We start from the raw sequence: 14,567 nt of genomic DNA, 5'->3' as shown, positions 1-14,567 counted from the left end.
GCCGGTGCGAAGGCGGCCCCGAGCGGAGCCGCGAGCGGGTGCGTCAGGCCCGCGCGAGCGAGCGGCGCTTCATCTCGAGCTGGGTGATCAGGCGCTGCAGCGTGTTCTCCGCGCTGCCCGGCAGCGACATGAAGCGAAAGCCGAGCTGGTAGCGCCGCGAGCCGTTCGGCATCTGCGTCGAACGCTGCGACACGAGGCGCAGGTCGAGCGACAGCTTGCCGTGGCCGTTCAGCTCGAGCTCGACGTCCGGCAGCAGCGTGCCGACCTCGAGCGCCTCGGCGCGCTCGTCGGCCGTGCGCAGCCCGACGCCGCCGAGCGACAGGTTATGCACCTCGAACACGAAGCTCTCGCCCTCCGGCAGCTTGCCGCGGCACAGGAACGGATCGACGATCGGCGCATCGACGCGGAAATACTCGCGGCGCTGGATGCACATCAGCACGTCGGGGAAATCGGCGACGAACGCGGGCAGCCCCTCGTAGCGCGTCTCGCGCGGCGTGCTCGTGGTGAATTCGACGCGCACGCCGTCCGGCGCGGCCGAGAACGTGCAGTGCGACGCGGCGAGGATGCCGGCATTCTGCTCGGACAGCGCGCCCCAGTCGAACGTGAACGTGCGCGCGCCGACGTCGACCTCGAGCAGGCGCGTGACGAGCTGGCCGCCCGGGTACTGGACGGTCAGGAAGTCGCCGCGGTTCACGAGGTTGCGCAACTGCACGCCGATTTCCAGCGGATTGCGGCGGGCATAGTCGGGCCCGGAATGGCCCGCATCCAGGCCCTGATCGGTCGACGTTTCGATATTCATGGCTAGCCGGTTTTCTTTTCATGGGCGCCCGGGGCAACCGGGACGCAGTAAAACCGGGCCAGAACACGGGCCCGGTTGCAGGTCTCACACACTTAGCGGCAGTGCTCACCGAAAGTTTAGATCGAATTGCCGCTTTTTTTCGCGCAAACGTTGAAACCGCGCGCGGCGGGTGCCGGGCGCGGTCCGAAAGACGGCAGGCGGGCGACGGGCGGGCCTGTCAGCCGATCTGCCGCATGATCGAGATCAGTTTCTTCGCGTAATTCGGGTCGGTCGCATAACCGGCCTTCTGCAGCCCGTGTGCGAAACCCTCGACGTTGCGGCTCGCGCTGAGCACGCCCGCGTAGCGCGGGTTGTTCTTCAGCAGGTTCGCATAGTCGGTCATCGCGTGCTCGTACGAATCGTACGCGCGGAACTTCGCGACGACGCGGCGCGGCGTGCCGTTCACGTATTCGGTCGTCAGCGCCGACACCGTGCGGCCCGTCCAGCCCTTGTTGGCCTTGATGCCGAACACGTTGTAGCTCGTCGAGCCGTCGCTCGCGCGGATCTCGCGCTTGCCCCAGCCCGATTCGAGCGCGGCCTGGCCGACGATGAAACGCGCCGGGATGCCGGTGGTCGCGCTCGCCGCCTGTGCCGCACCGGCGAGCCGGTCGACGAATGCGTCGGCATCCTGCACGCCGCTCGCGCCCTTCAGCGGCGGCGTGAGCGCGCTGCCGGCCGAGTAGCCGCGTGCGCCGGCAAGCCCGCCGTTGTTCGCCGAGTTCGCATACGCCTTCGCCATCGCGTTCATCGCGGCGAGGCTGCCTTCGTTGCCCGCCGCGCCGAAGCCGGCCGCACCAAGCCCGGCCGCCCCGGCGTCGGCCGCCGTATCGCTGCCGGCGCCCTGCCCCGCGTTGCGCAGCAGCTGCTTCATCAGCGCGTCGGCGACACCGATCCCGCGCTTGGACATCTGCTGCGCGAGCTGCTGGTCGAGCATCGACGTGTACATCTTCGACGTGTGCGAATCGAGCAGGCCGCCGTCGGGCGTGGCGTCGCGCATGCTCTTGAGCATCATCTGCGTGAACATCGCGTCGAACTGGCCAGCCACCGCCTTCGCGCCGGCCTGCGGCGACTGCTTCGCCTGCGCGCGCAGCGCGTCGAAGCCCTGCACGTCGAGCGCGAAGCGTTGCGTGAGGTCGTTCGCGTTCGGGAGATTAGCTGCCATAAGGGTCTGCCTACTCATGAAACGTGCATGCGTTGCCCCGAGACGGGCCGCTCGCAAGGATCGCGACGCCGCGAGCGGCCCGTCTCGGGGCAACGCCAAATTTAAATTGCATTCCACGGGAATGCCCGAAATCGGCCGCATGGCGGCGTCCTTCGTCTCTTGTTTGGCTCGGCCAAACGGCGCTCCTCACTCCTTGCCCTGCGCCCCGCAAGGAAGTCCCCTTGGGGGACGGCCGATTTCGGGCATTCGCATGTACGTTTCATGAGTAGGCAGACCCTTAGATGACCTCCAGGTCGGCGCGCAGCGCGCCGGCCGCCTTCATCGCCTGCAGGATCGACATCAGGTCCGCCGGCGTCGCGCCGAGCGTGTTCAGCGCCTTCACGACGTCGGCGAGGTTCGCGCCGGCCGTGACCATCTTGAGCGCCCCGTTGTCCTGCTTCAGCTGAATCTGCGACTGCTGCGCGACCACCGTCTGCCCGTTCGAGAACGGCCCCGGCTGCGACACCACCGGCTGCGTGTTGACGACCACCGACAGGTTGCCGTGCGCAACCGCGCAGCTTTGCAGCGTGACCATCTGGTTCATCACGATCGAGCCGGTGCGCGCGTTCAGGATCACCTTCGCGGCGGCCTTGTCCGGGCTCACGTCGAGGTTCTGCAGGCGCGCCATGAACGCGACCTGCTGCGCGGAATCCGCCGGCGCGGCGAGCTGGATCGTGCGGCCGTCGAGCGCTGTCGCGGTGCCCGGGCCGAAGCTGGAATTGACCGCGGACACGATCCGCTGCGCGGTGCCGTAGTCCATGTCGTTCAGCTGCAGCTGCAGCACGCCGTTCATCTGCGCGATCGCGTTCGGCACCGAGCGCTCGACGATCGCGCCGCCGACGATCCGGCCGGCCGCGAGCTGGTTCACCTGCACGCGGCTGCCGTTCGCGCTCGCGCCTGCGCCGCCGACCGCCATGTTGCCCTGCGCGAGCGCATACACCTGCCCGTCCGCGCCCTTCAGCGGCGTGAGCAGCAGCGTGCCGCCGCGCAGGCTCTTCGCGTTGCCGAGCGACGACACGGTCACGTCGAGCGCCTCGCCCGGCCGCGCGAACGGCGGCAGCGTGGCGGTCACCATCACGGCCGCGACGTTCTTCAGCTGCATGTTGTTCAGCGACGACGGGCCGCCGTTGGCCGAGCCGTTGTTGATCGAGATGCCGAGGTTCGCGAGCATGTTCGCGAGCGTCTGCGTCGTAAACGGCGTCTGCATCGTCTGGTCGCCCGTGCCGTCGAGGCCGACGACGAGGCCATAGCCGATCAGCGGGTTGTCGCGCACGCCCTGGATCTGCGCGAGGTCCTTCAGGCGCTCCGCGTGCGCGGGTGCCGTGCCGAACGCGCACGCCGCCAGCACGCATGCGGCGGCGAGCTGCGCGACGGCATGCGCGCCGAACGCGATGCGGCGGGACAGGCGGTGGAAAAGAGGCTGCTGCATCGTCATCACCACGGTGCGATGTTGAGGAAGAAGCGCTGCAACCAGCCCATCGTCTCGGCTTCGTTGATGTAGCCCTTCGACGAGTATTCGATCTTCGCGTCGGCGACCTGCGTCGAGTACACGGAGTTCGCGCCCGAGATCGTGTTCGGGTTCACGACACCCGAGAAACGCACGAATTCGTTGCCCTGGTTGATCAGCATCTGCTTCTCGCCGCTGACGACGAGATTGCCGTTCGGCAGCACGTTGGTGACGGTCACCGTGATCGTGCCGTTGAACGTGTTCGCCGCGCTCGCGCCGCCCGTCGCCGCGAACTTGTTGTTGCCGGCCGCCGACAGGTTCGCCTTCGCGAACAGCCCGCCGAGGAAGCCGGCCGTCGGCACGTTGAAGTCGGTGGTGCCCTGCCGGTTGGTGTTCGCACCCGACGACTTGGTCGCGTTGATGTTCTCCGCGATCATGATCGTCAGGATGTCGCCGATGTTGCGCGGCCGCTGGTCCTCGAACAGTGGACGGCCCGCGTAGCCCGGGTTGTAGATCGAGCCGGGCGCCTGCATCGACATCGGCATCGGCGGCTGCGCCGTCATCGGCTGCTGGATGATCGGGTCGCGCGGAATCTGCGCGCAACCGGCGAGCGCGGCCACCGCGACCGCGCACGCGGCGCGGACGGGGGCTGACGGGAGGAGGCGAACCTGCTTCATGGCGACGACTGGACTTTCCGGTTAGCTCTTCATCTGCGTGACGGTCTGCAGCATCTGATCGGACGTCGTCACGGCCTTGCTGTTGATCTCGTACGCACGCTGCGTCTGAATCATGTTGACGAGCTCCTGCACGACGTTCACGTTCGACGCCTCGACATAGCCCTGGTTGAGCACGCCCGCGCCGTTCAGGCCCGGCTGCGATACATTCGGCGCGCCCGACGACGTGGTCTCGGCGAACAGGTTCTCGCCCTTCGCCTCGAGGCCGGCCGGGTTGATGAAGGTCGCGATCTGCAGCGAGCCGATCTGCACCGCGTTGCTCGAGCCCGGCTGCGTGACCGACACGACGCCGTCCTTGCCGATCGTCAGCGACTGCGCGTTCTGCGGCACCGTGATCGCCGGCAGGATCTGGTAGCCGCTCGACGTGACGAGCTGGCCCTGCGCGTTGGTCTGGAACGAGCCGTCGCGCGTGTACGCGTTCGTGCCGTCCGGCATCAGCACCTGGAAGAAGCCCGCGCCGTTGATCGCGACGTCCTTCGAGTTGCCGGTCTGCGTGAGGCCGCCCTGCGTGTACAGGCGCTCGGTCGCGACCTGCTGCACGCCGGTGCCGAGCTGCAGGCCCGACGGCAGTTCGGTCTGCTGTGTCGAGTTCGCGCCCGGCTGGCGGATGGTCTGGTACAGCAGATCCTCGAACACCGCGCGCGACGCCTTGAAGCCGTTTGTGCTGGTGTTCGCGAGGTTGTTCGAGATCACGTCCATCTGCGCCTGCTGCGCATTCATGCCGGTGGCGGCAATGTAGAGCGATCGGTTCATGTTGAATCTTCTCCTGGTAGCGAGGGCCGTGCCGCTCAGCTGAAGTTGAGCAGCTGGTTCGCCGACTGCTCGTTCTGGTCGGCCGTCTGGATCAGCTTCGACTGCAGCTGGAACGCCCGGGCGTTGTCGATCATCGCGACCATCGCGGTCACCGGATTCACGTTGCTGCCTTCGAGCGAATTCGGCGTGACGACCACGTTCGGGTCGGCATCGGCCGGATTGCCGTCGGCGGTGCGGAACAGCCCGTCGTTGCCACGCGCGAGCGTGGCCGGGTCGGGGTTCACGAGCTTCATCTGGTCGACGATCGCGACGGCGGTGGGCGGGTCGCCCGGCATCAGCGCGGACACCGTGCCGTCCTTGCCGATCGTCACTTCCGCGTTGGGCGGCACCGAGATCGGGCCGCCGTTGCCGATCACCGGCAGGTTGCTCGCGTTGACGAGCTGGCCGTTTTCATCGACGTGCAGGTTGCCGGCGCGCGTGTACGCCTCGCCGCCGTCGGCCGTCTGCACCGACAGCCAGCCGGCGCCCTGTACGGCGACGTCGAGCGGGTTGCCGGTGCGCGTGATCGGACCCGGCGCGTAATCCGCGCCGGGCGTCGACGCGAGCACGTAGGTGCGCGTCGTCGTCGGGTCGATCGTGCTGCCGTCGCCGAAATTCATCGGCACCGCGCGGTAGGTCGCGAGCTGCGCGCGAAAGCCCGTCGTCGATGCGTTCGCGAGGTTGTTCGCGACGATCGCCTGCTGGTCGAGCGACTGCGACGCGCCCGTCATCGCCGTGTAGATCAGTCGGTCCATGGCTGCCGGTTATCCGCGCATTACAGGTTGATGAGCGTCTGGTCGACGGTCTGCTGCGTCTTGATCGTCTGCGCGTTCGCCTGGTAGTTGCGCTGCGCGGTGATCAGGTTGACGAGCTGCGACGTCAGGTCGACGTTCGAGTTCTCGAGCGCGCTGCCCTGCAGCGTGCCGTGGTTCGTGCTGCCCGGCGCGGAGATCTGCGGCACGCCCGACGCGGCCGTCTCGGTGTACTGGTTGCCGCCGATGTTGACGAGGCCGTTCGGGTTGTTGAAGTTCGCGAGCGCGATCTGCCCGAGCACCGCCGTCTGCCCGTTCGAGTAGCTGCCGGTCAGCTTGCCGTCCGAGCCGATCGAGAAGGTCGTCAGCGTGCCGCTCGCGTAGCCGTCCTGCGCGAGGTTGTTCACGCCGTCCTTGCCACCGTACTGCGTGGTGCCGGTCAGGTTGAGCGTGAGCTGCTGCGGCGTCGCCGAGCCGTCGGTGGTCGGCACGGTGAACTGGAACTGGCCGACCGACGTGGTCGGCGCGGGCGGCGTGCCCGTCGTCGTGCTCTGGATCGCGCCCGACGAATCGAACGTGACCGTGCCGAGGTCGGTCGCGGTGCTGCCCTGCACGCCCGCGTAGGCTTCCCACGTGCCGGTCGCCGACTTCACGAAGTACATGTTGACCGCCTGCGAGCCGCCGAGCGAGTCATACACCTGGACCGACGTCGAATAGTTGTACGTCGTGGTGTCGGTCGGGTCGAACGGCGTCTTGGTGGGCACCGTGTCCTGCGAGTTCAGGTTGAACTGGCCGGTGATCCTGGTCGTCGGGGTCGGTGCGATGTTGGTCGTCGGCGCCTGCAGCGACACGGTCTGCGAGGTGTTCAGCACGCCGCTCTTGTCGGCCGCGTAGCCCATCAGGTTCATGCCCTGCGCATTGACGATGTAGCCGTTCTTGTCGCGCTGGAACGTGCCGTCGCGCGTGTAGCTCATCACGCCGTTGTTCGACATCTGGAAGAAGCCGTTGCCGTTGATCGCGACATCCAGCGACGAGTTCGTCGTATTGATCGTGCCCTGGCCGAACTGCTGCTGCACCGATGCGAGCGTCGTACCGATCCCGATCTGCGTGTTGACCGACGTCGCGATCGAGTTCGCATACATGTCGGAGAACTGCGCGGTGCTCGACTTGAAGCCGACCGTGTTCGCGTTCGCGATGTTGTTGCCGATCACGTCGAGCGCGGTCGATGAGCCGGCGAGGCCGCTCAGACCCTGTTGATAACCCATTTCGGTCTCCGTTTTCGAGAAAGCTGGATCAGTTGGTGGTGGTCGTGCCGCCGGACGACGACGCGGCGTTCGGGAAAATCGACGCGACCTGGGTGAGCCCCACCGTCGTGCCGTTCGACAGCACGAGCCCCGCCGTGCCGTCGGCCTGCTTGATCACGCTCTGCACCTGCGCGGCCGCGAGCACGGTCGGCGCGTACGTCTTGCCGTCGCTGCCCGTGTACTGCGCGCTCACGGTGTACTTGCCGTCCGGCAGCGCGTTGCCGGACGCGTCCGTCGGCGTCCAGTTGAACGGCACCGTGCCGGCCGACTGCTGGCCCGCATTGATCGTGTTGACGACGGCGCCCGAGCTGTTCTTCACGGTGATCGTCAGGTTCGACACGTCGCTCGAGAGCGACACGCCGAACGGCGACGCCGCGCCGCCCTTCACCGCGACGGCGTTGCCCGGCGCGAGCACGTTCGTGCCGATCAGGAGCGCGGCCTGCGTCTGCTGGCCGGCCGCGAGCTGCGTCGACAGCGACGTGAGCGACGTGTTCAGCTGCGCGATGCCGCTCACCGTGTTGATCTGCGCGAGCTGCGACGTCATCTGCGAACTGTCGACGGGACTCGTCGGATCCTGGTTCTGCAACTGCGTGACGAGCAGCTTCAGGAACGTCGCCTGCAGATCGCTCGCCGACGTGCCGGTCATCGACACGTTGTTGGTGTTCATCGTGTCGGTCGGCAGGGTCGACACGTTGGTGCCGTTGCTGCCGATCGTCGTGCTGGAGGATGTCATCCGGGGTGCCTTGTGTCGGAACTGTCGGAACTGTCTGGTCTGGGGTATCGGTCTGGAACGTCGCTCGGCGCGCGGCTTACGAGCCGATCGTCAACGTCTTGAGCATCAGCGTCTTCGCGGTGTTCAGCGTCTCGACGTTGGCCTGGTACGAGCGCGATGCCGAGATCATGTTCACCATCTCCTGCACCGGATCGACGTTCGGCATCTGCACGTAGCCGTTCGCGTCGGCGGACGGGTTCGACGGGTCGTAGGTCGACTTCATCGGCGACGGGTCGTCGACCACCTTCGTCACCCGCACGCCGCCCACGCCCTGGCCGGACGCGGTGCGCGCGCCGCCGATCGGGTCGGTCGCGAACACGACCTGTTTGGCCTTGTACGGCTTGCCGTCGGGGCCGGTCGCGCTGTCGGCGTTCGCGAGGTTCGACGCGGTGACGTTCAGGCGCTGCGATTGCGCGGACAGCGCCGAACCGGCGACGCCGAAGATGTTCATCAACGAGGGCATGGAGGCTCCTTGTTCGGGTGCGCAAGCGCCGCGCGCTTACGAGTTCGTCGAGATCGCGGCGATCATCGCCTTGATCTGCTGGGTCATCACGGTCATCCCGGTTTCGTAGTGCAGCGCGTTGTTCGCGAACTGCACGCGCTCGACGTCGAGATCGACCGTGTTGCCGTCGAGCGACGGCTGCAGCGGCATCCGGTACTGCGCGCGACCGTAGTCGTCGGCCGGGCCGCCCGTCGGAATCAGCTTCGCGGTGCCGGCCATGTGGCCCGGCGCCGTCGACACCATCGTCATCCCGCTCGCCACGCCGGCCGGCTGCGCCATCGGCAGCTGCGCGGCGTTGCTCGGCGCGAGACCGCCGCTGGTCTGCTTCAGCGAGCGCGCGAGGGTCGACGCGAAATCGACGTCGCGGGCCTGGTAGCCGGGCGTGTCGGCGTTCGCGATGTTCGACGACAGCAGTTCCTGCCGATAGGCGCGCACGTCGAGCGCCTGTCGGCCGAACGCGAATTCGGCATCGAGTTTGTCCAGCATGTGTGCGTCTCTCCGTATGAAGCGCTGCACGCCCGTTGCGCCGGATGGCGGCCCAAGGGGCTTTTTTCCATGACAGCGATGGTAGGCGTCGGGCGCAACCGGCAATCGGACGAATAACGCGGCAAAGGCCCCCTCTATTCATCGTTTGCGCGACGGCCCGGCTCCCTAGAATGCGAATCGGATCAACGGTTTCGAGGACACGGCGATGACAGGCAGCGCACTTCGCGAAAACGCCGCACGCGGCACACGCGTGCCGCGTGCGTTCGCGCTCGCCGCGGCGCTGTGGCTCATGGTGTCGGCTGCCCACGCGGACGACGGGATGATCGTGATTCCCGGACGCGGCGAGACGGCCGAAACCGCGCTCGCGCAGGCGAATGCGGCGAGCGGCGGGCAGTTCGGCGGGAAGGCGGGAACGGCTTCGGCTTCGGCTTCGGCTTCGGCTTCGGGTGCGGCTTCGGGTGCGGGTGCGGGTGCGGGTGCGGGTGCGGGTGCGGGTGCGGGTGCGGGTGCGGGTGCGGGTGCGGGTGCGGGTGCGGGTGCGGGCATGGCGATGGCGGCCGGTGCGAGTGGTGCGACCGGCATGACCGGCACGGCCGCGGCCGGCTCGATGGTCGTGACGAGCGTCCCGCCGCCGGCCGTCGTGCCGACGCCCGCGCCACGCCCCGCCTACGCGGCCGCGCGCGCGAGCGCCGGTTACGGGTACGGTTACCGCATGCCGCACGCCACCGATCCGGGCGCCGTCGCGACCGTCGTCGCCGGTACGGCCGAACCCGCATCGAATCCCGCGCGCCCGGCGATCGCCACGCGCACCGCGGCAGCCCGCCCCGCTGCAGCCGCGCCGGCGCCGCGCGCGCCGATGACTTCCGCCCCCCCGGCCCAGGCGGCCGCCGCGCTCCAGCAGGCGGCGCCACCCGGCCAGCAGGACCCCGACGCGATCCGACGCACGGCCCTCGCATTCCTGCAGCAGCAGATCGCGGGCCTGCCGGGCAAGACCACCGCCACCGTCGCCGCCGCATTCCCGCGCGGGCTCGCCGCGTGCACGACGCTCGAGCCGTTCCTGCCGACCGGCGCGCGCCTGTGGGGCCGCACGACGGTCGGCGTGCGCTGCGCGGGCGAACGGCCGTGGACCGTCTACCTGCAGGCGAAGGTCGCCGTGCAGGCCACCTATTACGTCGCCGCGCGGCAGATCCCGCCCGGCGAGCCGCTCACCGCCGCCGACCTCGTCGCGCGCGACGGCGACCTGACGGTGCTGCCGCTCGCAGTGATCACCGATCCCGCGCAGGCGGTCGGCGCGACCGCGCTGGCCCGGATCTCGGCCGGGCTGCCGCTGCGCCAGGACATGCTGAAGAGCGCCGCGTCGGTGTCGGCCGGCCAGACGGTGCGGGTCGTCGCGGCCGGGCCCGGCTTCACGATCTCGGCCGAGGGCAGCGCGCTCGCGAATGCGGCGCCGGGCCAGTCGGTGCGGGTCAGGATGGCCGCGGGGCAGATCGTCACGGCGATCGTCAAGGACGCCGGGACCGTGGAAATTCCGCTGTAGGGACGGATCCCGCCGCAAGATTGCAAAGAATTGTTTATTCGGAGAATTTCGGGTTCACGATGCTAAAGTTCGGGCCGACCCGGCCGTTATCTGGGTCATACCGTACAGGAAACCCATCGTGAAGATCGATTCCACTCCGAACCCGAGCCCACTCGCGTCGACCGGCAACGGCGCGACCCGCGCGCAATCCGGCGCGGCTTCGTCGTCGCCCGCGCAGGCGGCCGACGCAGGATCGACCGGCGGCGACACGACCGTGAACCTGTCGGGTCTGTCGGGCCAGCTGCGTTCGCTGTCGGCCTCCGGCAGCGCCGACATCGACACGGCCCTCGTCCAGTCGATCAAGGACGCGTTGAACAACGGCACGTTGACGATCGATGTGAACAAGATCGCCGACGGCGTACTGAATACCGCCCGCGACCTGCTGCAACAGCAGCGCCCGCAGGGCAACTGAACCGGCCCGGGGCCCGTCACGCCCTGACCGGCCCCCTGGTTTGCCGGCATGCGCACCCGCGTGCCGGCGCGACGAGCATGACGCGATGAGAGAAGAGCTGCTGGCCACGGTCAACGACGAACACGCGACGGTCGAAGCGTTCGCGTCCCTGCTCGCCTACGAGGAAAAGGCGCTCACGACCCCGGAGCCGCTGGAAATGCTGCCCGGCATCGTCGAGAAGAAGAGCGTGCTGATCGACCGGCTCGCGCAGCTCGAACGCACGCGCGACACGCAGCTGTCCGCGCTCGGCTTTCCGGCCGGCAAGAAAGGCATGGACCAGGCCGCCGAGCGCGATGCGCGCCTTGCCGGCCGCTGGCAGTTGCTGCTGCAGGCCGCCGAACGCGCGCGCCAGGCCAATGCGACCAACGGGATGCTGATCCGGATCCGGATGGACTACAACGAGCGCGCGCTCGCGGTGCTGCGCTCGGCGCCCGCGCCGGCCGGCGTCTACGGGCCCGACGGGCGCGTGTCGGCGCTGATGCGCTGATTGCACTGATGTATTGACCACGCCGGCGTACCGACGCGCCGGCTGCGCACCGCGGCCCTGCCGCGGCCGCGCGCGCCATCCCCGCCTTACAGCAGCGGACACGCAGTGACCTGCGTGCCGCGCTCCACGCAAAGCCGTTCGTAGTCGCGCAGGTACGCGCGCTCGTCGTCGTCCAGCAGCTCGACATCGATCAGGTCCCAGTCGTAGCCGACCGTGACGATGTTCTCGAACGCGACGGTGTCCGATTCGTCGTCGTCCGCGCGCACGATCACGATGTTCTCGATCCGCACGCCGCCCTTGCCCGGCACGTAGATGCCCGGCTCGACGGAAATCACCGCATTCGGCACCAGCCCGTACTTCGCGCCTGGCGCGAACCGCACGCCGCCTTCGTGCACGTGGATCCCGACGCCGTGCCCGGTGCCGTGGCCGAAATCATAGCCGTGGTCGCGGCACACCTGCCGCACGGCCGCATCGACGTCGCCGCCCGTCGCCGTCTTCGGGAAGCGCGTGACGAGCCCCTTGATGCAGGCCTTCAGCGCGACCGTGTAGATCTCGCGCTGCCACGGCTGCGCGACCGTCTCCGGCTGCGTGCGACGCAACACGACGCGCGTGCAGTCCGTCGCGAAACCGGCGTCGTAGTATGCGCCGCTGTCGAGCAGCACGAGTTCGCCCTCCGTCAGCTCGACCTCGGCGCTTGCCGCCGTGTAGTGCGCGAACGCGCTGTTCGAGCCGTTCGCCGCGATCGACGGAAACGTCAGCGCGACCGCCGAGCGGGCACCGTACGCGTCGTTGATCGTGCGGGCCAGGTCGTATTCGGTATGGCGCTGTCCCGGCTCGCCGGCCTTCGCCCAGCGCATCGTCTCGGCGATCGCCGCCGAGCTGCGTGCGAATGCGTCCCGGAACCGGTCGAGCACCTGCGGCGTCTTGCCGGCCCGCATCGCCTCGACCGGATTGAAATCGGCGTGGCGCGCGTGCGGCCATACGCGGCGCACCGACTCAACGAGCGCGCAATTGACCGATTCGAAGCCGTAGCACACGTGGTCGACCGCGAACCGCGCGAGGAAGCGCTCGAGTTCGGCGAAGTCTCGCCGGATCACGTGCAGCGCCGGATACGACGCCAGCTCGACCGGGCACCGGTCGCAGCCTTCCGGCAGGAACAGCGCGACCTGCTCGCCGACCGCGAACAGGAAGCCCAGGTGCGACGACGCGTTCGGGATGTGATAGCCGCGGCTGTTCAGCAGGTACGCGAGATCGTCCGACGCGCACGTGAAGAACGCGGTCTTGCCGGGTGCCGCGCCGGTGTGCGCGGCGAGCCGGCGGTTCAGCGCGTCGAGGTTCTGCGCGACGCTTGCGCCGGTCATCGTGTCCGGCAGCTCGAAGATCGGCCGCTCGACCACCCAGCCTGGCAGCGCGATCGCGCGGTCGATCTCGCGCTCGGCGAGGCTCGTCCAGTCGAGCGACGCGGCCTGCGTCTGCGCGAACAGCCGGTCGCGCTGCGCGACGCTGATCCGCAGCGCGTCGTAGCCGACCCGCGCGAGCCGGCTCGCATGCGCGACCAGCCAGTCGGCCAGCGCCTGCCAGATCGTCACGTCCATCGCGAGCTTCTCGATCCGCACGCGCGCCGGGTCGCACTGCTGTTCGGCCTGCAGGTGATAGCGGCCGTCGACGAACAGCACGAACGGCGGCACGCCGAGCGCCTGCGCGGTCGCCGCGCTCAGGAAGATCCCGCAGCCGGCCGAGCCGTCGAAGCCCGACACCGCGTAGCGCGGGTTGTTGCGGCGCGGCAGGTATTCGGTGATGTATTCGTCCTGCGACGTGACGACCACGGCGTCGAGCCGCAGCGCGTCGATCACGCGCGACAGGCCCGCCTGCGCGTCGCCAACGGACGCGTCATACGAGGGAAGGCCGGAGAAACTGTATTTCAGTCGATCGATCATCGGATGCCCGTTATGGATTGTTGTCGGCGGCCGGCGGCGTTGCGCGGCATGGCGCACGCCGGGAGCGGCACGCCACCCGTGCACAGCCGACGCGCGGCGCGGCAGACAGCCGGGCCGCGGTGCCGTTCCAGCGGCAGGTCTTCGGGAAAATTTTTGTCTCACTTAACTTTGTTTGATGCGCGCGACAGAATCTAGAGCACGCTGAAATTGAGGTCAAGCTAAAATTTTCGTAGGGCTAAAATTCCCGGCATGGTGTTACCGGCACGGTGCACGACGGCCGCGCGCCCCTGCGCGGCGTGGCGCCGTGCGTGCGCCACTGCGCGGTACAATGCGCCGGCATCGCCGTCCCGACGGCCGTGCTTCGTGCGATTCGCGGAAAAGCAACGTCCCGGCGACTGCCCCGCCCTCCGCTCGCCTTCCGACTCGTTGCCACGAAAGAGATTCATGGATTCAGACATCATGCGTATCGGCCAGCGCATTCGGCGCCTGCGCCGGGAGGCGAAGAAGACGCTGCTGGAAGTCGCGACAGAGGCGAACCTGTCGATCGGGTTCCTGTCGCAGGTCGAGCGCCATCTCACCGGCATCTCGCTGTCGTCGCTCGTCAACGTCGCGAAGGCGCTGAACGTGCCGCTCGGCACGCTGATCGACCAGCCGCGCCAGGCGCAGCCCGACTCGCACGCCGGCCGCCGCGAACCGTATGCGGTCGACGCCACGTCGCAGTGGTACGAGCGGCTGTCCACCACCTTCGACGGCAGCCAGATCAACGCGCTCAAGGTCCGGATGATGGAGGGCTACCGTTCGGAATGGGTCGCGCACGGCGGCGACGAGTTCGTGTACGTGCTGACCGGCCACGTCTGCTACACGATCGGCAAGAAGGATTACCCGCTGTCGCCCGGCGACTCGCTGCACTTCGATGCGAGAAAGCGCCATCGCGTCGCGAACGTTGGCGACGGGCCCGCCGAACTCATCGCGGTCGGCACGCTGCCGCTCTTCGACGACCGCTGCGCCGAATTCGGGTCCGCGGAGAGGGAAATCAGGCCGCTTGCGCGCGATGCCGGCGCGGCGCCGGGCGAGCCGCGCGTGAGCCGCCGTGAAGCGGCGCCGAAACGCGAGCGCGACACGGACGCCGCTCAGTCCACCGACACACCGGCCCGCGCAGCGGCAACCCAGCCGGCTGCCGGCAAGCCACGCGCGGCCGCCGGCAAACGTCCGGCCGCCGCCACCCCGGCCCGCCGCCCCCCCGCCCGCACGACGAAATGACGGCTGGCGGCCGGGCGGCGCACCGCGC

General features: G+C 68.7%; 15 protein-coding genes. 4 read left to right on the top strand and 11 right to left on the bottom strand.

From position 1 onward, the window contains the following. Positions 1–43 precede the first annotated feature (43 nt). The 10 genes from DIE15_RS16305 to flgB form a co-directional block, all read right to left on the bottom strand. The gene (locus tag DIE15_RS16305; protein ID WP_057924538.1) at positions 44–799 is read right to left on the bottom strand and encodes a flagellar brake protein; all 756 of its coding nucleotides are present in this window, start codon (positions 797–799) and stop codon (positions 44–46) included. Positions 800–1,016: 217 nt separating this feature from the next. Further along, a complete protein-coding gene (gene flgJ, locus DIE15_RS16295) occupies positions 1,017–2,000 on the bottom strand; it encodes a flagellar assembly peptidoglycan hydrolase FlgJ (RefSeq protein ID WP_057924539.1) in 984 nt (327 codons plus the stop codon). Positions 2,001–2,277: 277 nt separating this feature from the next. Further along, positions 2,278–3,468, bottom strand: coding sequence for a flagellar basal body P-ring protein FlgI (locus DIE15_RS16290; RefSeq protein WP_124833794.1), 1,191 nt, complete (start codon positions 3,466–3,468; stop codon positions 2,278–2,280). 5 nt (positions 3,469–3,473) lie between these two features. Continuing rightward, positions 3,474–4,163 carry a flagellar basal body L-ring protein FlgH gene (gene flgH, locus DIE15_RS16285; RefSeq protein ID WP_057924540.1) on the bottom strand — a complete coding sequence of 230 codons (690 nt, stop codon included), beginning with the start codon at positions 4,161–4,163 and terminating at the stop codon, positions 3,474–3,476. Positions 4,164–4,184: 21 nt separating this feature from the next. Then, complete coding sequence (flgG, locus tag DIE15_RS16280) at positions 4,185–4,973, bottom strand: flagellar basal-body rod protein FlgG (RefSeq protein WP_014895799.1); 789 nt, start codon at positions 4,971–4,973, stop codon at positions 4,185–4,187. 35 nt (positions 4,974–5,008) lie between these two features. Then, positions 5,009–5,767, bottom strand: coding sequence for a flagellar basal-body rod protein FlgF (gene flgF / locus DIE15_RS16275; RefSeq protein ID WP_057924541.1), 759 nt, complete (start codon positions 5,765–5,767; stop codon positions 5,009–5,011). A 20-nt stretch (positions 5,768–5,787) separates the two neighbouring features. Beyond that, positions 5,788–7,029 carry a flagellar hook protein FlgE gene (gene flgE, locus DIE15_RS16270; protein WP_124833793.1) on the bottom strand — a complete coding sequence of 414 codons (1,242 nt, stop codon included), beginning with the start codon at positions 7,027–7,029 and terminating at the stop codon, positions 5,788–5,790. A gap of 28 nt (positions 7,030–7,057) precedes the next feature. Beyond that, positions 7,058–7,801, bottom strand: a complete 744-nt coding sequence (locus tag DIE15_RS16265; protein ID WP_057924543.1) for a flagellar hook assembly protein FlgD — start codon at positions 7,799–7,801, stop codon at positions 7,058–7,060. 76 nt (positions 7,802–7,877) lie between these two features. Then, a complete protein-coding gene (gene flgC / locus DIE15_RS16260) occupies positions 7,878–8,303 on the bottom strand; it encodes a flagellar basal body rod protein FlgC (protein WP_057924544.1) in 426 nt (141 codons plus the stop codon). Positions 8,304–8,339: 36 nt separating this feature from the next. After that, positions 8,340–8,828 (bottom strand): flagellar basal body rod protein FlgB, encoded by a 489-nt coding sequence (gene flgB, locus DIE15_RS16255; protein WP_124833792.1) that lies wholly within the window; start codon positions 8,826–8,828, stop codon positions 8,340–8,342. Positions 8,829–9,033: 205 nt separating this feature from the next. On the opposite strand from flgB, the gene flgA reads away from it, so the two are divergent. From flgA to DIE15_RS16240, 3 genes are all read left to right on the top strand, one after another. After that, positions 9,034–10,365: a flagellar basal body P-ring formation chaperone FlgA gene (gene flgA, locus DIE15_RS16250; RefSeq protein ID WP_124833791.1), complete on the top strand. Its 1,332-nt coding sequence runs from the start codon at positions 9,034–9,036 to the stop codon at positions 10,363–10,365. A 118-nt stretch (positions 10,366–10,483) separates the two neighbouring features. Beyond that, positions 10,484–10,816 carry a flagellar biosynthesis anti-sigma factor FlgM gene (gene flgM, locus DIE15_RS16245; RefSeq protein WP_057924547.1) on the top strand — a complete coding sequence of 111 codons (333 nt, stop codon included), beginning with the start codon at positions 10,484–10,486 and terminating at the stop codon, positions 10,814–10,816. Between the two features lie 85 nt (positions 10,817–10,901). Next, complete coding sequence (locus DIE15_RS16240) at positions 10,902–11,342, top strand: flagella synthesis protein FlgN (RefSeq protein ID WP_057924818.1); 441 nt, start codon at positions 10,902–10,904, stop codon at positions 11,340–11,342. An 86-nt stretch (positions 11,343–11,428) separates the two neighbouring features. Here the strand turns inward: DIE15_RS16240 and DIE15_RS16235 are convergent, their stop codons facing one another. Further along, positions 11,429–13,279 carry a M24 family metallopeptidase gene (locus tag DIE15_RS16235; protein WP_124833790.1) on the bottom strand — a complete coding sequence of 617 codons (1,851 nt, stop codon included), beginning with the start codon at positions 13,277–13,279 and terminating at the stop codon, positions 11,429–11,431. Between the two features lie 444 nt (positions 13,280–13,723). On the opposite strand from DIE15_RS16235, the gene DIE15_RS16230 reads away from it, so the two are divergent. Next, the gene (locus tag DIE15_RS16230; RefSeq protein ID WP_124833789.1) at positions 13,724–14,539 is read left to right on the top strand and encodes a helix-turn-helix domain-containing protein; all 816 of its coding nucleotides are present in this window, start codon (positions 13,724–13,726) and stop codon (positions 14,537–14,539) included. Positions 14,540–14,567 lie beyond the last annotated feature (28 nt).

Origin of the sequence: Burkholderia sp. Bp9031, from assembly GCF_003857965.1 — a bacterium.
Classification (GTDB): domain Bacteria; phylum Pseudomonadota; class Gammaproteobacteria; order Burkholderiales; family Burkholderiaceae; genus Burkholderia; species Burkholderia ambifaria_A.
The sequence above is the reverse complement of the archived record's forward strand: the minus strand, read 5'-3'. Positions and strand labels throughout refer to the sequence as shown.